General features: G+C 66.7%; 17 protein-coding genes, 1 tRNA gene and 2 pseudogenes. 12 read left to right on the top strand and 8 right to left on the bottom strand.

Annotated features, from left to right (window positions below):
* From VGS97_RS01330 to VGS97_RS29375, 3 genes and pseudogenes are all read left to right on the top strand, one after another.
* Nucleotides 1–279 (top strand): annotated as a pseudogene (locus VGS97_RS01330) (ABC transporter ATP-binding protein); the annotation flags it as partial.
* 25 nt (nt 280–304) lie between these two features.
* Nucleotides 305–508 (top strand): hypothetical protein, encoded by a 204-nt coding sequence (locus tag VGS97_RS01325; RefSeq protein ID WP_326851281.1) that lies wholly within the window; start codon nt 305–307, stop codon nt 506–508.
* Between the two features lie 856 nt (nt 509–1,364).
* The gene (locus tag VGS97_RS29375; RefSeq protein ID WP_349261935.1) at nt 1,365–1,703 is read left to right on the top strand and encodes an FmdB family zinc ribbon protein; all 339 of its coding nucleotides are present in this window, start codon (nt 1,365–1,367) and stop codon (nt 1,701–1,703) included.
* Between the two features lie 194 nt (nt 1,704–1,897).
* On the opposite strand, the gene VGS97_RS01310 is transcribed toward VGS97_RS29375, so the two are convergent.
* Nucleotides 1,898–3,796 (bottom strand): ATP-binding SpoIIE family protein phosphatase, encoded by a 1,899-nt coding sequence (locus VGS97_RS01310; RefSeq protein WP_326851280.1) that lies wholly within the window; start codon nt 3,794–3,796, stop codon nt 1,898–1,900.
* A gap of 347 nt (nt 3,797–4,143) precedes the next feature.
* On the opposite strand from VGS97_RS01310, the gene VGS97_RS01305 reads away from it, so the two are divergent.
* Entirely contained in the window at nt 4,144–7,158 is a 3,015-nt protein-coding gene (locus VGS97_RS01305; RefSeq protein WP_326851279.1) for a penicillin acylase family protein, read from the top strand.
* Here VGS97_RS01305 and VGS97_RS29370 read toward each other — a convergent pair.
* Nucleotides 7,153–7,788 (bottom strand): 5-formyltetrahydrofolate cyclo-ligase, encoded by a 636-nt coding sequence (locus tag VGS97_RS29370; RefSeq protein ID WP_349261934.1) that lies wholly within the window; start codon nt 7,786–7,788, stop codon nt 7,153–7,155. The two genes, VGS97_RS01305 and VGS97_RS29370, sit on opposite strands and share 6 nt — an antisense overlap.
* Nucleotides 7,789–7,943: 155 nt before the next feature.
* Here VGS97_RS29370 and VGS97_RS01300 point away from each other — a divergent pair, with 155 nt between their 5' ends.
* From VGS97_RS01300 to VGS97_RS01265, 8 genes are all read left to right on the top strand, one after another.
* On the top strand, nt 7,944–8,780 hold the full coding sequence (locus tag VGS97_RS01300) for a GGDEF domain-containing protein (protein WP_326851278.1): 837 nt from the start codon (nt 7,944–7,946) through the stop codon (nt 8,778–8,780).
* 24 nt (nt 8,781–8,804) lie between these two features.
* Complete coding sequence (gene galU, locus VGS97_RS01295) at nt 8,805–9,749, top strand: UTP--glucose-1-phosphate uridylyltransferase GalU (RefSeq protein ID WP_326851277.1); 945 nt, start codon at nt 8,805–8,807, stop codon at nt 9,747–9,749.
* Nucleotides 9,750–9,921: 172 nt separating this feature from the next.
* Nucleotides 9,922–11,181, top strand: coding sequence for a gephyrin-like molybdotransferase Glp (gene glp / locus VGS97_RS01290; RefSeq protein ID WP_349261937.1), 1,260 nt, complete (start codon nt 9,922–9,924; stop codon nt 11,179–11,181).
* A gap of 17 nt (nt 11,182–11,198) precedes the next feature.
* Nucleotides 11,199–11,759, top strand: a complete 561-nt coding sequence (gene moaC, locus VGS97_RS01285; protein WP_414641614.1) for a cyclic pyranopterin monophosphate synthase MoaC — start codon at nt 11,199–11,201, stop codon at nt 11,757–11,759.
* 66 nt (nt 11,760–11,825) lie between these two features.
* Nucleotides 11,826–12,314: a MogA/MoaB family molybdenum cofactor biosynthesis protein gene (locus VGS97_RS01280; RefSeq protein ID WP_326851275.1), complete on the top strand. Its 489-nt coding sequence runs from the start codon at nt 11,826–11,828 to the stop codon at nt 12,312–12,314.
* An 18-nt stretch (nt 12,315–12,332) separates the two neighbouring features.
* On the top strand, nt 12,333–12,947 hold the full coding sequence (locus VGS97_RS01275; RefSeq protein ID WP_349261936.1) for a GNAT family protein: 615 nt from the start codon (nt 12,333–12,335) through the stop codon (nt 12,945–12,947).
* A gap of 206 nt (nt 12,948–13,153) precedes the next feature.
* On the top strand, nt 13,154–14,197 hold the full coding sequence (locus tag VGS97_RS01270; RefSeq protein ID WP_326851273.1) for a hypothetical protein: 1,044 nt from the start codon (nt 13,154–13,156) through the stop codon (nt 14,195–14,197).
* 142 nt (nt 14,198–14,339) lie between these two features.
* Nucleotides 14,340–14,413 (top strand) — tRNA-Ala (locus tag VGS97_RS01265).
* 170 nt (nt 14,414–14,583) lie between these two features.
* On the opposite strand, the gene VGS97_RS01260 is transcribed toward VGS97_RS01265, so the two are convergent.
* The 6 genes and pseudogenes from VGS97_RS01260 to VGS97_RS29365 form a co-directional block, all read right to left on the bottom strand.
* Nucleotides 14,584–14,859 (bottom strand): hypothetical protein, encoded by a 276-nt coding sequence (locus VGS97_RS01260; RefSeq protein WP_326851272.1) that lies wholly within the window; start codon nt 14,857–14,859, stop codon nt 14,584–14,586.
* Between the two features lie 4 nt (nt 14,860–14,863).
* Nucleotides 14,864–15,748 carry a hypothetical protein gene (locus VGS97_RS01255; RefSeq protein ID WP_326851271.1) on the bottom strand — a complete coding sequence of 295 codons (885 nt, stop codon included), beginning with the start codon at nt 15,746–15,748 and terminating at the stop codon, nt 14,864–14,866.
* Nucleotides 15,685–15,963 (bottom strand): hypothetical protein, encoded by a 279-nt coding sequence (locus VGS97_RS01250; RefSeq protein ID WP_326851270.1) that lies wholly within the window; start codon nt 15,961–15,963, stop codon nt 15,685–15,687. The genes VGS97_RS01255 and VGS97_RS01250 overlap by 64 nt, the downstream gene beginning before the upstream one ends.
* A gap of 97 nt (nt 15,964–16,060) precedes the next feature.
* Nucleotides 16,061–16,264, bottom strand: coding sequence for a helix-turn-helix domain-containing protein (locus VGS97_RS01245; protein WP_326851269.1), 204 nt, complete (start codon nt 16,262–16,264; stop codon nt 16,061–16,063).
* A gap of 194 nt (nt 16,265–16,458) precedes the next feature.
* The gene (locus VGS97_RS01240; RefSeq protein WP_326851268.1) at nt 16,459–18,360 is read right to left on the bottom strand and encodes a DUF3987 domain-containing protein; all 1,902 of its coding nucleotides are present in this window, start codon (nt 18,358–18,360) and stop codon (nt 16,459–16,461) included.
* Nucleotides 18,361–18,376: 16 nt separating this feature from the next.
* Nucleotides 18,377–19,005: pseudogene (locus VGS97_RS29365) on the bottom strand (SAM-dependent methyltransferase); the annotation flags it as partial.
* Between the last annotated feature and the right edge of the window lie 775 nt (nt 19,006–19,780).

Below are 19,780 nucleotides of genomic sequence, written 5' to 3'. Positions count from 1 at the left end.
CCGAAGGTTCTCGTGCTCGACGAGGCGACCTCGCTGCTCGACCCGCGTGCCGCCCGTCACTTGGAGCGTTCGCTTTCAGCCGTGCTCGACGGTCGCACGGTGATCGCGATCGCCCACCGCCTGCACACCGCCCACGACGCGGACCGGGTCGCGGTGGTCGAGGATGGCAGAATTGCCGAGTTGGGCTCGCATCGGGAGTTGATGGACGCCGACGGAGCGTACGCCCGTTTGTGGCATTCGTGGCACGGCGACGCCGCTCCACTGCCACCTGGCGTTTAACGGCTCGGGCTACTATGGGCACGCTATGGGTGACTGGGAAGACGACTGGGATGAGTCCTGGGGACGCGACGAACTGCCGGTCCTCACCTCCTCCTCGGGGCTAGAACAGACTCGGGACGACACCGACCTCGGTTGGGGCGAACGCACCTGGGCCGATGCATCGGGTGGAGCGGATCCCGACGACTTGGAACGCTTTCTGCGCGACCGTCCGCCCCACCACGGCGACTGACGCCGACGTCGTCACGCCGGTAGGGAATCGACGAATGGCGGGCGAGCCTCTGGGGCGTGCGGTTGTCGTCGCAGAGGCTCGGATCGTGGTCGGTCGTATCGCGGGTTGTGGCATTGGATAGTGGCGTGAGGCATCGGCTTGAGCTCTCGGAACGTTAGTCAGTGTGTCGCTGAGCTCGGCTGGTTACCTCATGGGTGCTGACAGGCTATTGCGTGCAGGCAGCTGCTGCTGTCGCCGTGGGATGTGGTCAGTCCGGTGAGGGGTTCAGCGTGGCGGCTGGTTCGTGTGCGGGTAGCCAGCACGCGTTAGTTATCGGCGCTGAAGCCTTCGGGCTGTGAGCTGATGCGTTTGGCGTTCGCAGCGCGGCGGCGCCCAGGGCTATCGATGCGCCAGTGAGCAGCGTGGCGGCCTTGCGTCGACGTTGGCGACGTAACCTGTGGCGGGTGATCAGTGGGCGGATGTCGTTCGGGTACTCCGAAGCAGCGGAGCGAGCGTAGGGCTGGTGTGCGTAGTCGCGTGCGGGGTGGTGCTGGGTGGGGTACACGGGATTTCCTCGCCTTCCATCCTGGTCATTTCGGTGCTGCGACACTCCGGTGCCGTCGCGGCTCTCGATCGGTCCGGCTGTCGACTGTCGATCTAGATCCAGGATGGACGGTCGCACTGACAAATGGCGGTGGTTTTGAAGTTATCCACAGGAAGATGTTTTTTGGCATCATTTCCGCTGAATCCGGGTGACTCGGTGAGGCGAGCGGGCACGGCGGCGGACTGCCGTAGGGCAGTCCAGTGGACAGAGGTGGCCCGGATGTCGCAAGATTGGCACTCGTAGAGGTTGAGTGCTAGCCCAGGAGCTGACCCCGTGCCGACGTACCAGTACCAGTGCACCGAGTGCGGTGAAGGTCTCGAGGCCGTCCAGAAGTTCAGCGACGACCCCCTCACCATCTGCCCGAACTGCCAGGGCACGCTGCGGAAGGTTTACTCCGCGGTCGGGATCGTCTTCAAGGGCTCCGGCTTTTATCGGACTGACAGCAGGTCGTCCTCCGCTTCGAACGGCAAGAACAGCTCTGGCGGCGGCTCGAAGGACAGCGCGCCCTCTTCTTCCTCCTCCTCGTCCACGACCTCGTCTTCTGACTCGTCGAGTTCGGGATCTTCGGCGAAGAGCGGCAGTGGCAGCAGCAGTCCGTCCGCCGCGGCGTAGCGCGTAACTCTGGCGATCACCGGCGAGTTGGGCAGGCGTCTGGCGTGCCGGGTGAGCGTGAACCGAGTGGGGGAGCGGGTACGCAGTGCCATCGTTGGCCTAGATCTGCGACGGCGCTGGTGACCGTGGGCATGTCAGGTACGCGCAAGTCGGCTATTGCTCAGGTGGATTTCGGGCAGGCCTAGTGCTCAGGCCTAGTTCTTCAGCGGCAGCTGGAACCAGACCGCCTTGCCGGTCGGCGTCGGGCGTACACCCCAGCGGCGGGAGAGCTGATCTACGAGGAACAGTCCCCGGCCGCCTTCGTCGTTCGCCGATGCCGTTCGCACGCGCGGGGTGCGGACGTCTTGGTCGTGCACCTCGACCCAGAGCGACGAGCCGCCGCGTCGCATCACGACCTCTATCCGGCGGTCGGTACGTAACGCCGCAACCGCGCCGTCGAGGACGGCATTGTCGAGCAGGCCGTCCGGGGCCGCCTCGCCTAGCAGCGCTCGCTCCAGAGCCGCGAGGTCGAACTCGTGATCGCCGACTCCGTCCGGATCCTGCGGGAGGGTATACGGCGACGACTCGTCGAACGCCGGGCCGCGCGGCGTCGGGCCCGGACCTGAGGCGTGCCGTACCGCGTTGGTCACCAGCTCGGAGACCAGCAGTTCGACGGTCTCGGAAAGCTCCTCGCTCGACCACTCGCGCAGCACCGAACGGGCATGGGTGCGTGCGGCCGACGGCGAAGCGGGCTCGGCCGGCAGGTCGATGCGCCAAAGCGGCAGGGGGTCCAGATCGGTCCGCATCGCCAGCACGGCGCGATCGTCGTCCAACGGTCCCGACGATGCGCGGAGGGTCGCACGGCACAACGCCGCCGGCGACGCTCCCGGGCCGATCATTTCGAGGGCGTCGCACAACGCGCGGACACCTTGGTCCACCGACTGCCCGCGCCGCTCCACGACACCGTCGGTGTAGAGCACGATCGTGTCTCCGGGCGCGACGATGAATGCATGGTCGTTGAAGGCGATGCCACCGACGCCGAGTGGTACGTCTGGGGGTACCTCCATCGGGTGACAACCGTGCGCGCCTGAGAGCAGGGGCGGCGGATGTCCGGCGTTCGCGAGTACGCACTCGCGAGTGAACGGGTCGTAGACCGCGTACACACACGTCACGAGGAGCGCCTCGTTCAGGCCCTGCACCAGGTCGTCCAGATGGGTGAGCACCTGTGCGGGTTCGAGGTCGAGCACGGCGTACGCCCGCAGCGCCGCCCGCAGTTGGCCCATGACCGCAGCCGCGTGCGCACCGCGTCCCTGAACGTCACCGATCGCGATTCCGATGCGGCCGGACGAGAGCTCCATCACGTCGTAGAGGTCGCCGCCGACATCGGACTCGTCGCCCGGGTTGTAGCCGACCTGGACCGCAGCGCCGTCGATCACCGGCAGATGCGAGGGAAGCAGCGAGTGCTGCAACGCCAGTGCGAGCGAGCGCATGCTCTCGTAGAGCGCCGCGTTCTCCAGCGCGAACCCGGCCCGCGCGGCGACCTCCTCGACCAGCTCTACGTCGTTCTGCGCGAAGCTGCGGTCCGGGGAGTCAGCGGCGACGGCGAGTACGCCCTTGATACCGCGCGGGCCGAGTAGAGGAACCGCTATCACTGCCGCCGCATCGGTCAGCAGCGGGTGGCCACCAGTCGCCGGTCGGGGCACGGGCGCCGTCGGCGTGGACGGCTTCGACGTCTTAGCTAGTGCGGGACGGCCTGTACGCAACGCGATGGCGCATGGATGTTCGCTCGGATAGGCGATTCGGCGGTCCGCGACACTCGGCGAACTCGTCCGGCGGGCCCGCGCGTGGTCCATACGGACCGTCACCGCGCGGCGCAGATTCCCCGAGTCGTCGAGCAGGTCCACCACGCACTGATCGGCGAAGGACGGCACGAGCAATTCGGCGATCGCGGCGAGAGTGCGGCCGGTGTCGAGCGAGGTACCGAGGAGCATTCCGGCACGCGAGAGCAGTGATGAGCGCACGCTCTCCGCTCCGCGCCCCGCCTCGGTTCCGCGCGCGCCCTCCGCGCCCGCGAGCGTGGGTGCGTCGTGTCGGCCCACCAGCTGACCCGCCATCGGCCCACCTTTCCGTCCGCGCCAGGTCAACCGAGTCGACCCATCTCATCAGTGTGCCACTCGCGAGGCTGGCCGGCGCGTGCTTGACGGCGCGTCGCCCTGGCGGCGTGGTGGCCCGACCACGAGAGAACCGCGGAACCGTCCCAAGGTAGCAGACCCCTGATAGAGCTGGCGAGGTCTCCGTGGCGAGGCCTGACGGTCTGCGGACCGCGCCGGGGTTCCCGGGCCCGCGAACCGGTCGTTTCGAAGAGCCTGCCAAGGCCGTAGGGTGTGGCCCCGAGGCGGATTCGCGCCGGATCACCAGGCACCGAACCGCAAGCCACCGCCCCACCCGCAAGGAATGGCCGATGTCAGCGATTCACCCCTCGGCAGCTCAGCCCTCGGACGCGCAGCCGGAGGTGAGCACGCCCGAGGCGAGCGTGCCCGAGCCGACGGAGTCTGCCGCGCAGCCGCTGGTTCAGGACCAGGCGGGCGAGGCAGGTGAGACGGCAGCCGTGGGAGTGGCAGACGCTGGCGCTGAGGTGGATGGCGCGGGCGACCAGGAGATTCAGGAGAACGAGGCGTCGGTGCCTGAGAGCGCTGGCGCCGGTGGAGCTCTGGCTGCCGAAGTGGAGGTGACTGCGGGAGCCGGAGACCTTGCACAGGCCCCTGCGGGGAACGCGGGGGGTGGGCGCGACAAGGCGGCGGGTAAAGGCAAGCTTTGGGGGCTGACCAAGCTCAGGGCGTTGCTCGCCGTCGCCGTCGGCTTCGTGGTGGTCGTACTCATTGGAACCGCCGCCGGTGCGTGGGCGTTCACGGACGCGCTGCACGCCTCGTATCCGCAGACCTCGGGAACGCTCAACATCGCCGGGTTGTCCGCACCGGTCACCGTGCAGCGCGACGTCAACGGCATCCCGCAGATCTACGCGCAGACATCCTCGGACCTCTTCGTCGCCGACGGGTATGTGCAGGCGCAGGACCGCTTCTGGCAGATGGATGTCAATCGGCACATCACGTCGGGAACACTGTCGTCGCTACTCGGATCGGGTGCATTGACCACCGACGAGTTCGTACGAACACTCGGATGGCGCACCGTAGCCGAACAGACGTACCCACAGCTGAAGCCGGAGACGAAGCAGTTCCTCCAGTCGTACTCCCAAGGTGTCAACGACTACATCGCCGCGCATCCCGGTGGATCTTCGCTGTCCATCGAGTACACGATCATCGGTGCACCCTTGGTCGGCACCGTGAGCAACTACAGGCCAGCGCCGTGGACGCCGATCGACTCGGTCGCTTGGATCGAAGCGATGGCCTGGGACCTGCGCGCCAATGTCGATGACGAGATCTCGCGCTCGCTTCTCACCCAAACGCTGTCCGTGGACCAAATCGAGCAGCTTTACCCCTCGTACTCATACTCCACCCACCCGACGATCGTCACACAGGGTGCACTCGTCGGATCAACATATGAACAGAACGCCACGCCGTCGGCCGCGCTGCCGAAGGCCGCGCAGGACAAACTCTCCGAGCTGTCGCAACTGCTCTCGCAGATCCCCTCGGTGCTCGGTCCGGCAGACCCGGCGGGCAGTGGCGTCGGCTCGAACTCCTGGGTGGTGTCCGGCACGCTGACCGCGACCGGTAAGCCGCTGCTGGAAAACGATCCGCACCTGTCGCCGTCGCTGCCCTCGGTCTGGTACCAGATGGGCCTGCACTGCATCACGACCGGACCGCAGTGTCAGTACGACGTCTCCGGCTACTCGTTCCCGGGCATGCCCGGCGTCGTCATCGGCCACAACGAGAACGTCGCCTGGGGCTTCACCAACGAGGGCGCCGACGTCAGCGATCTGTACCTGGAGAAGATCGACGGCGAGGACTACCTGTACGACGGCAAGGAGTATCAGCTCAGCGAGCACCAGGAGACCATCGACGTCGCAGGGCAGCAATCAGTCACTATCACCGTCCGCTCGACGCGTCACGGCCCCCTGATCTCGGACGTCTCATCGACGGACAAGCTCGTGGGCAAGCAGGCTCCGGCCGCGCGCAACGGTGATCCGGCCCAGGGCGCGGCACCGGGGATTCAGTACGGTGTTGCGTTGCAGTGGACTGCATTGCAGGTCAACCCGACGATGGACGCGCTGTTCGAACTCGACCGCGCCGCGAACTGGACCGATTTCCGCGCCGCCGCGGCCGACTTCACCGTTCCGGCCCAGAACCTGACCTACGCGGACACGCAAGGCAACATCGGCTACCAGGCGCCCGGACGGATCCCGATCCGCAAGAACGGGGACGGACGCTGGCCCGTCCCCGGTTGGACCGATCAGTACGACTGGACCGGCTACATCCCGTTCTCCGCACTGCCCAACGAGTTGAACCCCAGTCAGGGCTTCATCGTCACGGCCAACAACGCGGTCGTCGACCCCACGTACCCGTACACGCTCACCACGGACTGGGACTACGGCTACCGCGCGCAGCGCATCACGCAGGACATCCAGCGCCTCACCGCCAACGGCCACAAGGTGACTGTGTCGGACATGGCATCCATCCAGAACGACAGCTATAACCCCGAGGCTGCCCTACTCGTCCCCTACCTGCTTCAGCTCAAGACCGACGCCTTTACGAAGCCGGCGCAGAACCTGCTCAAGCACTGGGATTACACGCAGCCGGCGACCTCAGGCGCGGCTGCGTACTACAACGCCGTATGGTCCGAAATCCTCAAGATGACCTTCGGCACGAAGCTGCCGACCGGAGTCGATCTGTCCGTCCTCGGCTTCGATGGCGGAGATCGGTGGTTCGCCGTCGTCGAGTCGATCATCAACCGGCCGGACAGCCAGTGGTGGGACAACCCGAAGACGCCGGAGCGTGAGACCCGCGACGCCATCCTGACGGCCGCGCTCAAGAAGGCCAGACTCGACCTGACCGCGCGGCTTGGCAAGGACGTCTCCAAGTGGACTTGGGGACGGCTGCACACGCTCACCCCGACCGAGCAGACCCTCGGCACCAACGGCCCCGGGATCGTGAAGTGGCTGATCAACGGCCGGGCCGAGCAACTGGCCGGTGGCTCCGCCCTGGTCGACGCGACCAGCTGGGACCTGTCCAATGACAATTACGACGTCACCGTCGCGCCCTCGATGCGGATGATCGTCGACATCGGCGACTTCGACCGCTCTCGTTGGGTCAACCAAACAGGCGAATCCGGCCATGTCGACGATGCCAACTACCTCGACCAGGCCCCACTGTGGGCCGCAGGCGAGACCCTGCCCTGGGCATACAGCGCGGCTGCGGTCAAAGCCGCGACGATAGCGACCCTGACCCTTGAACCGGGCGACTCCTCGTCCTCATCATCGTCGCCGACTTCGTCACCGTTACCGTCCACGTCTTCGTCATAAGGCGTCGAATCGCACGAGGTGGTTTGGGCTGCACGCAGCGTCCACAGGTTGATCGTGCGGATCTACGGGAAATGTGGCGTCTAGTTCGTTGTCGTAGACGAGCGCGCAGACCCACGGGCGTCGACCTTGCTCAGAGTGCTGTGCTGCGACTGCCTTACGCATCGTCAGACGGGCTAACGCGCGATCGTACGAGCCTCCGCCACGCCCGAGTCGGTAGCCGGTTGAGGACACGGCCAGAGCCGGGACGAGCACGCTGTCAGCATTGCGAATCGCGTCTACGCCATGCCGTTCACCTGCTGGTTCGCTCAAGCCAAGGCGCCCAGATACGAACCGACCGTTGTAAACTGCCCATTCGAGGTCGGAATCTGGTAAAAGGATCGGCAACAGCACCCGGATGCCGCGTGCCCCGAGTGCATCTATCAGTTCCGCCGTGTCTGGTTCGGTGCCGAATGACGCGTACGCGCATACCGTCATGACGTGGCCTGATGCGGATACTTGCAGTTCAGGGGCCTGTAACAGGCGCTGTGTTAACGCTGACGACGCTTTGCGCAGCGGATGGTTACCCAGTGTGAGGCGATCGTTCACGAAACGTGATCTCGCTGTGGCTTTGTCGTTGGCGCTCTTGGGCATTCTGGGTCCCATAACGTGTTCAGGCTGGCACCTGCCGCTTCGCGGCGCGTGACCAGCCGGTGTGTGTCGGGGGCGGAGCGAGTACTCACCGGACCAGCCTGCCGCAATAACTGCTCACCGTTGTGCTGCGGGAAGGGACCGGTGCCGGAACGGCTATGACGGCGACAGAGTGGGGCCTGGTCATTCTCGGGGCGGTCTGTGTCGTTCTCGCCGTCGCGGTGGCGCGACTCGCCGACCGGTTACGCGATGCCTCGGCCAAGTCCGCGGCTGAACTCGACGCGATGCGGCGGGCGCTCAGCGGCCTGGAGCAGGGCAGGTCCAGCCTGGAGCGGCTCTCCGCGACCGACCCGGTCACCGGGGTCTGGAATCATCGCTACCTACAAGACACACTTGCGCTCGAAGTCGAGCGGGCGCGGCGGGTCGACCGGCCGCTCACGCTGCTGATGTGCGACGTGGACTGCTTCCGCGCGGTGAACGCGGCACACGGGCACCAAGCCGGCTCAGCTGTGCTGCGCGAACTCGCCCAACGGCTGGCGCTCGAAATCCGCTCCTTCGACACCTTCGCACGTTATGGCGGCGAGGAGTTTGTGGTGCTGCTTCCGGACACCGGACCACAGGGTGCAGCGGTCGTCGCCGAGCGGTTGTGTTATGTGGCCCGCAAGGTGCCGGTGGACTCCGTGATCTCGATCAACAGTCCCGTCTTGGCGGCTTCTGCTGTCTCTGCTGCTGTGTCTACTTTTGCTGCGTCAACTGGTCCGTCCACCTCCGGCGAAGCGCCGTCCGCACCTGTCGCGTCACCTCAGGCGACAGAGATCCGGTTGACCATCTCGATCGGTGCGGCGGTCTTCCCAGACGCCGGTACGCATGCCGCGACGCTGATCAGGGCCGCTGATGAGGCGCTGGCCGAGGCTAAGCAAGCAGGCGGCAACACATGGATGGTGCCTGGGGTAACGGACACGCCTGGACTTCATGCTGACGCCACGTCTCGTTGACGTGTCCCCCGCTACAGTCAGCACATGTCTAACGAATCAGAGGCGTCCACGGTCGGCCGTTCAGGCAGACCGACGCACCTGCGAAAAGTGGTGATACCGGCTGCGGGACTCGGTACCCGCTTCCTGCCCGCAACCAAGGCCACGCCTAAGGAGATGCTGCCGGTCATCGACAAGCCGGCCATCCAGTACGTGGTCGAAGAGGCGGTCGCCGCGGGTCTCGACGACGTCCTGATGATCACCGGGCGCAACAAGCGTCCGGTCGAGGACCACTTCGACCGGGCTTACGAGCTTGAGGGAGCGCTTGAGGCCAAGGGCGACCGTGAACGTCTCGCCGCGGTGCGCGCTTCGAGTGAACTCGCGGCCGTGCACTACGTGCGCCAAGGCGACCCGCGTGGCCTTGGGCACGCTGTGCTGTGCGCCGCGCCGCACGTCGGCGATGAGCCGTTCGCGGTACTGCTTGGTGACGACCTGATCGACCCACGTGACCCGCTGCTGTCCCGGATGATCGACGTCCAGAAGCAATACGGCGGGTCCGTCATCGCGCTGATCGCGGTGGAGCCCGACCAAATTCACCTGTACGGCTGCGCCGCGACGCTACCGGTCGAGGGGAAGTCGGACCTGGTCCGCGTCACCGACTTGGTGGAGAAGCCACCGACCGGGACCGCGCCGTCGAATCTTGCGATCATCGGCCGCTATGTCCTCGCGCCGGCGGTGTTCGACGTGCTGCGTGAGACACAGCCGGGCCGCGGCGGCGAGATCCAGTTGACCGACGCCCTGCGCACCCTGGCCACAGATCCCTCGATCGGCGGACCCGTGCATGGCGTCCTGTTCAACGGACGGCGCTATGACACCGGGGATAGGGCCGACTATCTGCGTACCATCGTCAAGTTGGCGTGTGAACGCGACGACCTCGGGCCGGGCTTCCGCGAGTGGCTTGAGGGATTCGTCGCGAAGGGATTTTCCGACTGACGGAGTGGCGATGAGCGGCGGGATGAGTCCGAGCAGCGACCAAGGTCCCACCGAACAGCACGGCGTTCACGAAGAGCACAGCGTTCATGAGAAGCACGATGTTCATGACGTGCACAGCGCTCACCAGATGCATGACGCTCACGTGCACGACGTTCACGAACACAGCGATCCGATGCGCAGCGTCGATGACCATTTGGCGAGCGTGCTCGCCAGGATCCAGCCACTACCACCCTTTGAGCAGCATCTGCTCGACGCCCATGGGCACCGATTGGCGGAAGACGTCGTCGCACCTCGTGACGTGCCGCTGTTCGACAACTCTGCGATGGACGGATACGCCGTGCGGCGTATCGACGTCGTCGGCGCCGATCAGGAGAGCCCGGCCGTGTTGACGGTGACTCAGGACATTCCGGCCGGTACCGCCACCGAGGCTGAGATCGGTCCCGGTGAATGTGCCCGGATCATGACTGGTGCACCGGTCCCTCGCGGTGCGGACGCCATCGTCCCGGTGGAGTGGACCGACGGCTGGTCTGAGGGCACTGTGCGGGTCCATCGCGTCCCGGAGCATGGCGGGCACGTCCGGCACATGGGGGAGGACATCCAGCGCGGTCAGACTCTGCTGACCGTCGGAACCGTGCTCGGCGCGCGCCAGATCGGCCTGCTCGCGGCTGTGGGCCGGGATCTCGTCGCGGTCCGGCCGAGCCCGCGTGTCGTCGTCATCTCGACCGGTTCCGAACTAGTCGAACCCGGTGTGGAACCCGGGCCGGGGCAGATCCCTGACGCCAACGGTTACACGTTGTCGGCGGCGGCGCGTGAGGCCGGAGCGATTGTCTATCGCGTCGGCGTGGTGGCGGACGACCCCAAACTGTTGCTGGACACCATCGAAGATCAGCTGGTGCGCGCGGACCTCGTAGTCACCACAGGCGGTGTCAGCGTCGGGGCGTACGACGTGGTTAAGGAGGCCCTCTCCGGCTTAGGCACGGTCGAGTTCGATCGCGTGGCCATGCAGCCCGGTATGCCGCAAGGATTCGGTGTGGTGGGTCCGGATGAAATCCCGATTTTCACGCTGCCTGGCAACCCGGTGTCCGCGTACGTGAGCTTCGAACTGTTCGTGCGGCCCGCGATCCGGAAGCTGGCGGGCTATGAGGATGACCTGCACCATCCGGTCGTCGACGCGATCTGCACGGCCGGTTTCGGCTCGCCCGGGGGCAGGCGGCAGTTCGCCCGCGGCGTTGTCGGTCCGGCCGGGTCCGGCGGCCGGATCGAGGTGCGTCCGGTCGGTGGAGCGGGTTCGCACCTGATGGGCGGTCTCGCGCAGGCGAACTGCCTGATCTCGGTGCCCGAAGAGCAGACTCGGGTCCAAGCCGGTGACCTCGTCTCGGTCGTGCTGCTCGACGAGGCGCGCGAAGTATTGGCGATGATGGGGGAGCGATAGCCGTGAACAGTGCCGACATCGGTACCAATTCTGGCGAGGGACGCGAGGCGCGCGCGGATAGCGGTAGCCTTGGTCACGGCGATCCTAGTGAGGCCAGTCGACGTGGAAAATCAGGCCATTTCACTCATCTGGACTCTTCGGGGGCGGCTCGGATGGTTGACGTCGCGGAGAAGCCGATCACCGCGCGCACCGCCGAAGCCTCGGGTCGCGTCCTGGTTTCTGAGCAGGTCGTCAGTCTGCTGCGCGGGGCGGGCGTCCCCAAAGGGGACGCGCTCGCGGTCGCCCGGATCGCGGGTATCCAGGGCGCCAAGCGCACGTCTGACCTCATCCCGCTCTGCCATCCCATCGGCATCGCCAGCGTGTCGATCGACCTTGACGTAGTCGACGGGGCCGTGGAGATCCGCGCTCGGGTGAAGACAGCCGACCGCACCGGGGTCGAGATGGAGGCGCTGACGGCTGTGACGATCGCCGGCCTCACCCTGATCGACATGGTCAAAGCTGTCGATCCGGCTGCGATCCTGTCAGACGTTCGCGTCGAATCGAAGTCGGGTGGTCTCAGCGGCGACTGGACGCGCTAAGCTTCCGCGGCTGACAGCGTTACGGTGTCACGTTAAGCCAGCCGCGTACGGGGAGAAAGGGCACCCATGGCTTATGCCGTCGTGGTCACGGTTTCCAACCGCGCCGCTGCCGGTGTCTATGCGGATACCACTGGTCCGCTGATCGTCGGTGCCCTTACACAGGCTGGACATGACGTTGGCGCTCCTCGCGTCGTGCCTGACGGCGAACCCGTGGAGGACGCTTTACGCAGCGCCGTAAGTGACGGCGCAAACGTAATCGTCACGACTGGAGGCACCGGCATCTCTCCCACCGACCGGACTCCTGAGATCACACGCCGAGTCTTGGACTACGAGGTGCCCGGTATTGCCGAGGCGATCCGTGCGTTGGGCAGGGAGAAGACGCCTACCGCAGCGCTTTCGCGTGGCCTGGCCGGTGTTGCTGGCCGTACCTTGATTGTCAATCTCCCCGGTTCGAGCGGGGGCGTAAAAGACGGCCTTGCGGTGCTGTTGCCGATACTTGGCCACGCGCTCGACCAACTGGCCGGCGGGGACCACAAGCCGGGAGGCGGAGCCTAGGCCGTGCGCGGCTATCCGATCGTGCTGCGTGAGGGGGCGGTGAGTCTGCGCCCTCCGTCGGTGCGTGATGGCCGCGCGTGGCAGGAGCTTCAGACACGTAATCGCGCCTGGCTCGCGCAATGGGAGGCGACGGTGCCCCCGGACACGCCCTACGTGCGCAGGCTCACGTATCGTGAGCTCGTGCGCCGGGGGCGCCGTGAAGCCGTGGCAGGGCGCATGATGCCGTTCAACGTCTGGTATGCGGACCCTCAGACAGGTGAGCGCGCCCGTATGGTCGGACAGTTGAATGTCGCGGGCATCTCGTGGGGTTCGCTGTGTTCGGCCCATATCGGCTACTGGGTGGACGAGCGTGTCGCAGGCCGCGGCATCATTCCCACCGCGCTTGCACTCGCGGTGGACCACTGCTTCCAGGTGGTCGGTCTGCACCGCGTCGAGGTGAACATCCGCCCGGAAAACGCGCCGAGCCGACGGGTGGCGGAGAAGCTGGGCTTCCGCGAGGAAGGACTGCGTCAGAGCTATCTTCACATCGACGGCGGTTGGCGAGACCACATCGCCTACGCGCTGACCGCAGCCGAAGTGCCCGAGGGAATGGTCAATCGCTGGCGCAAAGTCCAGGCGAGTCACTCCGTATGACTAGATCGCGTATGGTCTGATATCGCGCTAATCCCGACTTCCATACTTGTCGATTGACCCGATCGGATGACGCTCTGCATGGTGCCCTCGGCCGTGGGGTACACCGCGATGTCGAAAATCTCAGTAGTCAGATCAGTCGCATCTTTTCCTGTCGACACGCCGATAATCAGCCGCATTGGCCGGGGCGTTGACCCTACCGTTGCGTTATGAGCAGCAGCGGCGTCATCTACGCGATCATCGTCGGGGCGTGGGCGGTGTACCTCGTCCCCATGTGGCTGCGCCGCGAGGACGAGCTTAACCGGGCTCGTGAGACGCAGCGGTACGCGGCAGCCATCAAGGTGCTGGCGAACAAGGAGGCATTCGAGCGTCGTTGGGCGCGGCCGAGCGAAGCCGAGGGAGCCAGGGGAGCCGAGGCCGTGGAGGCGCTCCCGATTGCCGCCGGCCAGGGTTTCGTGCCGACCTCACGCGCCGTGAGGCACACGACCGCGAGGCCGTCGACCAGGCAGCCCCAGCCCCAGCCACGCAAGGCCGCAGCTAACAGCGTCGTGCCGAACGCCAAGCCCACGAAACGATCGATCACGGTCGCAGCGCCTGCGGCGGCCACGGCGGCCGTAGCGGCGACCATGGCACGGAACGCGGTAACCGCGCGCATCGCCGAAAGCGGCGCTGACGCAACCCGTGCGCAGACTGCACCCCAGCGCCAGCGCCAGCGCCGGCTCACGGGCAGCAACACGGCGGGTTCGATCGGCGGTGGCGAGGCGGCTCCGAAGTCCCCGCACACCGCAACGCGGATGCAGCCGCAGTTGCGCTCGCGCACGGGCCTCATGGCGCGTCGCCGCCGGGTCGTGGCGCTCCTGTTCGCGGTCTCCACCTTTGGCGCACTCGTCTCGGCCGACCTCGGCGTACGTTACCTCTGGGCGATGGCAATCCCGGCCGTCCTGCTCTCGGCATACATCGCCCGTCTGCGCCGCGACGAGCGGATCCGCGTCGCCGCCCGAGCCGCCAAGCGCGCGGCGGCGGCGCAGTCGCAAGCAGCAGCACAGGCGACCCGTGAGGCCGCCCTTGCGCGAGCCGAGGCTGAGCAGGCGCGTGCCACCCAGGCAGAGGCAGCGCGCATGGAGGCACAGGCAGAGGCCGACCAGCGCCGTCACACCGAAACCGCACGCCGCCGAGCATCAGCCGCCGCGCGTGCCCGTGCGCAGGCCTTCGCCCACGAAGTGCCGGACCTCCGCCAAGCCTCCAACGGTTGACGCCGCCTCCCGCGGGGCGTCCCTCTCCAGGGATGACCCCACAGGACGGCAGCCCACACCACACGACCGCCGAGCAGCCCCGGAACCCGCAATAATGGGTTCCGGGGCTGCTCGCCCCCTGTGATAGCCTCTACACGTTCAAGGGCCTGTAGCGCAGTCCGGTAGCGCACCTCGTTCGCATCGAGGGGGTCAGGGGTTCAAATCCCCTCAGGTCCACTGGTTGAGGAGCGCCCTTTTGAGGCGCTCCTTTCGCGTTCCAGGTGACGGGGCCTTTCCCCAGTTCAGCGGCAGTTTACCGGGTGGCGCCGGGGTGGCGCCATGTCTCACTGTTTGTCGGTGATGGTGATCGTCTCGCGCTGTTCGCGACAATGGCGCGACAACGGCGATCAGCCCTTGGCCTGCTCCTGTGTCGCGGTGTTAATACCGCCAAGAGCTTCGCCAATGCGGGCGCGGGCGGCGGCCTCTTGGTCGTGGATGCACTTGGCGTAGGTGGACAGCAGCATCTCGACGGTGTGCCCTGCCCACTCGGCTACGAGCGGTGCGTGTACGCCAGCGTTGAGCCAGGTGGATAGGCAGGCGTGCCGCAGGTCGTAGGGACGCTTGCCGAGCGGGGAGGCGACCTGCGCCGGCGTGAGCACGGCCTCGCGGGCTTTCTTCCACACGCGGTCATAGGTGCCCTGCGCCGGGACGGCGCCCCTTTCGGTGTGGAAGATCCGTCCGTCCGGGGTCGTGCCGAACGTCGCCAGGTGCGCGCGCAGATGAGCCACGAGTTCCGGGCAGGCCGGGGCGGTGTTTCAGCTCTTTGCGTTGGCGATTTTCGCCGTTGTTGGTCCACGCGGCGCCGCTGTACGGGTTCGAGTTCGCGAACGTCAGCTCGCCCCATCCCGTCTCGGGAAGAACGCAGTTGTCCGCTCGCAGGTCGAGCGCTTCGCTAGGCCGCAATCCGGCGAAGTAGAGCACGGCGAAGAGCGCGACCAGGCGAGGTCCGCTGGTGCCGCAATCCGCTACCGCGTGGATGAGGGCGCGGGCTTGTTCGGTATTGACCACGCTGCGGCGGTCTACGCCGGTCGCGGCGCGAGGGCGTTCGACCGTGATCCGATCGAGCGGGTTGGAGTCGAGCAACCCGATTTCCACGGCGTAACGCACCGGGCCGGTCAGTGCGGTGCGCTTGCTGTTAAAGGTGTTTGCGGCGAACGGCTTACCGTTGGTCTGCACCGTGATGGTCTGGTACGCCTGGCGTACAGTCTTCGGGTCTATCAGCGCGGACAGTGGCAATGAGTTGTGTTCGATCCACCGGATTGCCGGAGCGTATTCCTCGGGTGGTGGCCCGGCTTCGCGTGCGGGCTTGTTGAATGCCCAGTGCGTCAGGGCGGCGAACACGTTGTCGGGCGTTGCTGTGTGCTTGTCCTGACGGACCAAGCCACTAGTGACTGTAGCGAGGGATTCGGCCAGCGTGCGACGTGAACCAGCGGCACGCTTCGCCCATTTCAGATCGACGTACTCGACAGCGAGTTGGTACCAGGTCTTGCCGTCGCGCCGCTCACGCAGCATCGAGACAGGTAAGCCTTCGGCGATATCGAATCGCCGTTGCTCTTGGCGACGGTCAGCCGGGACTTGAAGCTGTCGGCCATACCGAACGTGTCAAAGCTCTGGCAGAACGGTCGGGCGGCGCCTTCAACGATCCAGCGCAGCGAGTAAGTGTCCTTCTTCGTCTTGTTCTTGTGCGTGCGAATGGCCCAGATCCGCACGTTGTAGCTGGTTGCCATTATTGACTCGCTTTCACGGATGGGCATGGAAAAGGCCTGGCCCGTGGTGAGCGGGAGTGCTCGGTACGGGCCAGGCCCGTGGTGAGTGGCTAGGGAATCAGGCGGCTTCGGCGCATTGGTCGAGGAAGCGCTCCAGGGCGGACCGGCGGATGCGGATCTGCCCGTTGGGCAGCTTGAGGCACTTCGGCGCCTTGTTGAGGGTGCGCCAGCGGTAGAAGGTGGCGCGGGACAGCGGCTTGCCGCCGTCGTCGCGCAGTTCGGCGCAGATTTCGGAGATGGTCAGTAGTTCGTCGCGGGCCATGGCGGTACCTCCCGAGTGATTACCGTGTGTGTCCGGGATCGAGGTGCTGTCGCAGAGTCAGGGGGTCGCCGCATCGCCGCAGAAACCTGCAAAACCTCGCGCGGACGGTTTTGCAGGTTTCTGCGGCGATGCGGCGGGGGCAGGGCGGCGATTGGGGCGGCGTGCTCGGTAGCGGTGCGTGACGGCCGGGGGTGTTACGGATCGAGGTTCGGATGGACCTCGTAGACCGGGGCGGGCGGGCGCCCGCCCAGCCGGTTGGTGGGTGGAGCCGGGAGGCGCCGCAGGTGGCCGTGCTGTTCGAGCAGGACGAGCGAGGGTTCCAGGTCGCTCATCTTGGGGAAGCATCCGCGTGGCTGGTTGGTGAAGGCGTCGCGGGCGCTGAAGCGGCCTACACCCGTGTTGTGGACCCAGTCGAGCAGGTGGCGGGCGCGGTCGCTGGTTTCGTCGGTGGTCATGGTGTCGAAGACGACGAGCGTGTACACGATGTAGTACTCGATCAGGGCGTGCGCCGCCGCGAGCGTGCCTTGGCTGATCGGCCGGTCGTAGCCAGTGCGGAAGTGTTCGGCGAGGTGTAGCAGGGCGGCCATGCGCATCATTGCGCCAGTGGCCTTCGCGCCCCAGTCGGTCAGATGCGCAAGCGCCCCACCGGGAGCCATCGCGCGCTCGGTGTCCTCGGCGACAGCGTCAAGCAGAAGAGCCGCGTCGGCGGTCAATTCCAGGTGGATCGGCTCGGTCAGCTCCCGCAGCGACAGGATCAGGGAGCTGAGATTAAAGGCGTAATCGGTGTGCGCGGCAGGGTCGGCGGGCACCGGATTGGTTTCCCGGCGCCCGATGTTCGCCTCGGGCACCGAGAACAAGAACCGGGCCAGCAGGCCGCGTCCGGCGGCGCCGGGAATCGCCGCTAGCGCGGCGAGTGCCGCCGGTTGGGTGCAGATGCCGAGGGTCAGGGCCGGGTCGTCGATCGCCTCGGCGGGGCGGCCTTTGCGGTCCACGCAGATCTCGTCTCCGGCGTGGCCCTTGAGAAAGACGTTCATGTTCGGGTTGCCGGAGTAGCGGCCTGCGATGACCTCGAAGATCTCGGACTCGGCGGACAGGATCGCCATCCGCCCGCCCTGATCGGCCAGCATCGTCGCCAACTGTTCCGGAGTAGCGTCGTCGGTGAACAGGCGCGGCTCGTGCGGGACCACGATCGCCTCGGCGGCCAGCGCGGCAGCGTGCGCTTCGAAGCGGGCCGAGTCCCGCCCGCTCGGCGAGGCCTTCGCCAGAGCGTCAGCCATGCGGGCGGCGTACTCGTCGGCGGCCTTGCGATCCACGCGAAGCTCGGTGATGCGCGGCGCCATGAATTCCTGAAGCTGTTTCTCGGCGGCCAGGATCGGGCGGGTCATCGAGCTGAACACCGGGCTCTTGCGCGAGCCGGGCGGCAGCGCGCACACGAGGTACAGGTTTGCCGGCTCGCTCCATCCGGTGCGGGGGCGCACGTTGACCCGTACCTTGCCTGCCGCCGCTGTGGCCAGGCAGGCCAGGGCGAGGGTTCCGGGCAGATCGACCGGGGTCTGTGCCTCGTGCGCCACGGCAGCGGCCTTCGCGCGCACCCACGTCGGCAGGGAGGCGAGCGGGAACGGCGGGACGGCGCGGACCGTGCGTAGCGGGACCGGGTCGGCCCAGCCGCGCGTGTCCGTCTCGATCAGGGCTTGGAGTTCGGCGCGGGCGGCGGCTTTGAGGTCCGGCTCGATCTCGGTGCGTCCCATCTGCGCCAGTCGCTGTCCGGCTTGGATCAGGCGGCGTGCGTACGCCTTCTGCCGCAGAATCTCCGCGTAGTACGGGCGGTTGGCGGCGGTTGGCACGGTGCTCATGCACTGGTGCAGGTACGGCGCGCCGCCGAGGCGGGGCAGGTCCGGCCCGAGCGTCGCGGCGAGGGTGACCGCGTCCACGCGGCGCCCGGTGTCGGCGAGGGCGCAGGCGGCCTGCCAGATGGTTTCGTGTGCGGGCCGGTAGAAGTCGGTGCCGTCGATCAGGGTCCGCATCTCCGCCAGCGCCGAGGCGGAGAGCATCGCGGCGCCGAGTACGGCGCGCTCGGCGTCGAGGTCGGCGGGCATCGTGTATTCGTTCGGTGAGCAGGTGGGTGCCGATGTGGCGGGTGTAGGCCGGCGGGATGGCTTCGCGCAGGTCGTCGCGGGTGGCCCAGGGCATCTCCATGACCTGCCGGGCCAGGTGCGCGCCGGAGAAGTTGCCGACGATGTGCATGAACTCGCCCGGCCGCACGGGTCGGCCCATCCGGGCGACGGGCGCGGCGTGGGCCGGGTGCTGGAGCGGGGGCAGGGTGAAGCCGCCGGTCTCGAACAGGCGGTGGCGGTAGGTGCGCAGCCCGAACATGGCGTCGCACAGCGTGACCGGGTCGCGCAGTTCCGCTGCGGCGCCGGCGACGTTCTCGATCACGTAGGGGGTGCCGGGCGGTATCGCGGCGTGGGTGGGTGCGATCAGGTCGGGGTGTTCCCAGCCCCGGATGCGCTGGGCGTTGCGTAGCGCTGGCAGGGCGGGGAGGCGTGGATCGCGTCGAATTCGTGCCCGTGCTGCGCGAGGTAGTCGAGCGCGTCGGCCTGGATGAACGCGAACGGGTACCGGGGCTGCGGAACTATGTCCACGCCGGTCACGTCGAACCCGGCGCGGTGGTAGCCGGCGCCCGCGCCGCCGGCCTTGCAGAACAGGTCCAGCAGGCGCGGGCGCCGTGTCGGTGGGGACATGGGGGGCGCCTCCTTCCGAACGCGAAGCGGCCCCGCCGACGCTGGGTCGGCGGGGCCGGTGGGGACGGGTCAGCAGGCAGGGTTGCCGTATCGGTCGCACACGCACATGCCGGGGCGGCATACTTGGCAGCGTGCCAAAGGCCCTCAAACGCAGAGACCGCCCGCCGCCGAGGCGGCGCCGGCGGCCGACGCGCGCGACACTGCTTGCCGCGTGCCTCGCGGTGATAAGCGAGTTGGCCGGCCTGACTCAGAAGCCGACGCTGTTCCAGGTGATCTGCTTCATCGGTACCTTCTGCTCTATTTACCTGGCGGGGATATTGCCAGGCGAAGGGGATGATGCCCCAAGAAAAAGAAGGCGCGTCCTGATATATAGTCCAGCCTGCCCGAAAATAGTTCTGGCGTAGCAAAGCCGCAGGTCATCGGGTCAATGCTTGGCACAGCGTAAGTCGCCCGCTATTTCTTTTCTGCTCAGATTTCAGCATTGAATTGCTGCGCAGTAATTTCTCTCGTTCGGGCCAACGGCTAGCTTCTAATGGGCGGGTCGCAATGTCAGCGATAGAGCTCATCGCAATACCAACGTAGGTGCGCGCCCAGCTCACGAAGAACGAGGCCCTCATTGCACGGGGCGGCTACACGGTAAACCTTCATCTGTCTTGTGATTTTGCTCGGCGTGCAGGTGGGCGTGCTGTTGGCGCTGTCTGATCCGGCTGTGGCAGAGTTCTGTCTCGTGTCGGGGCTGGAGTCGCTCTCGTGTGAGGATCTCCTTGCGCTGATC

It is taken from the genome of Actinocrinis sp. (assembly GCF_035946395.1).
Lineage (GTDB): Bacteria > Actinomycetota > Actinomycetes > Streptomycetales > Catenulisporaceae > Actinocrinis.
This window is presented reverse-complemented; position numbering and strand designations above follow the sequence as displayed.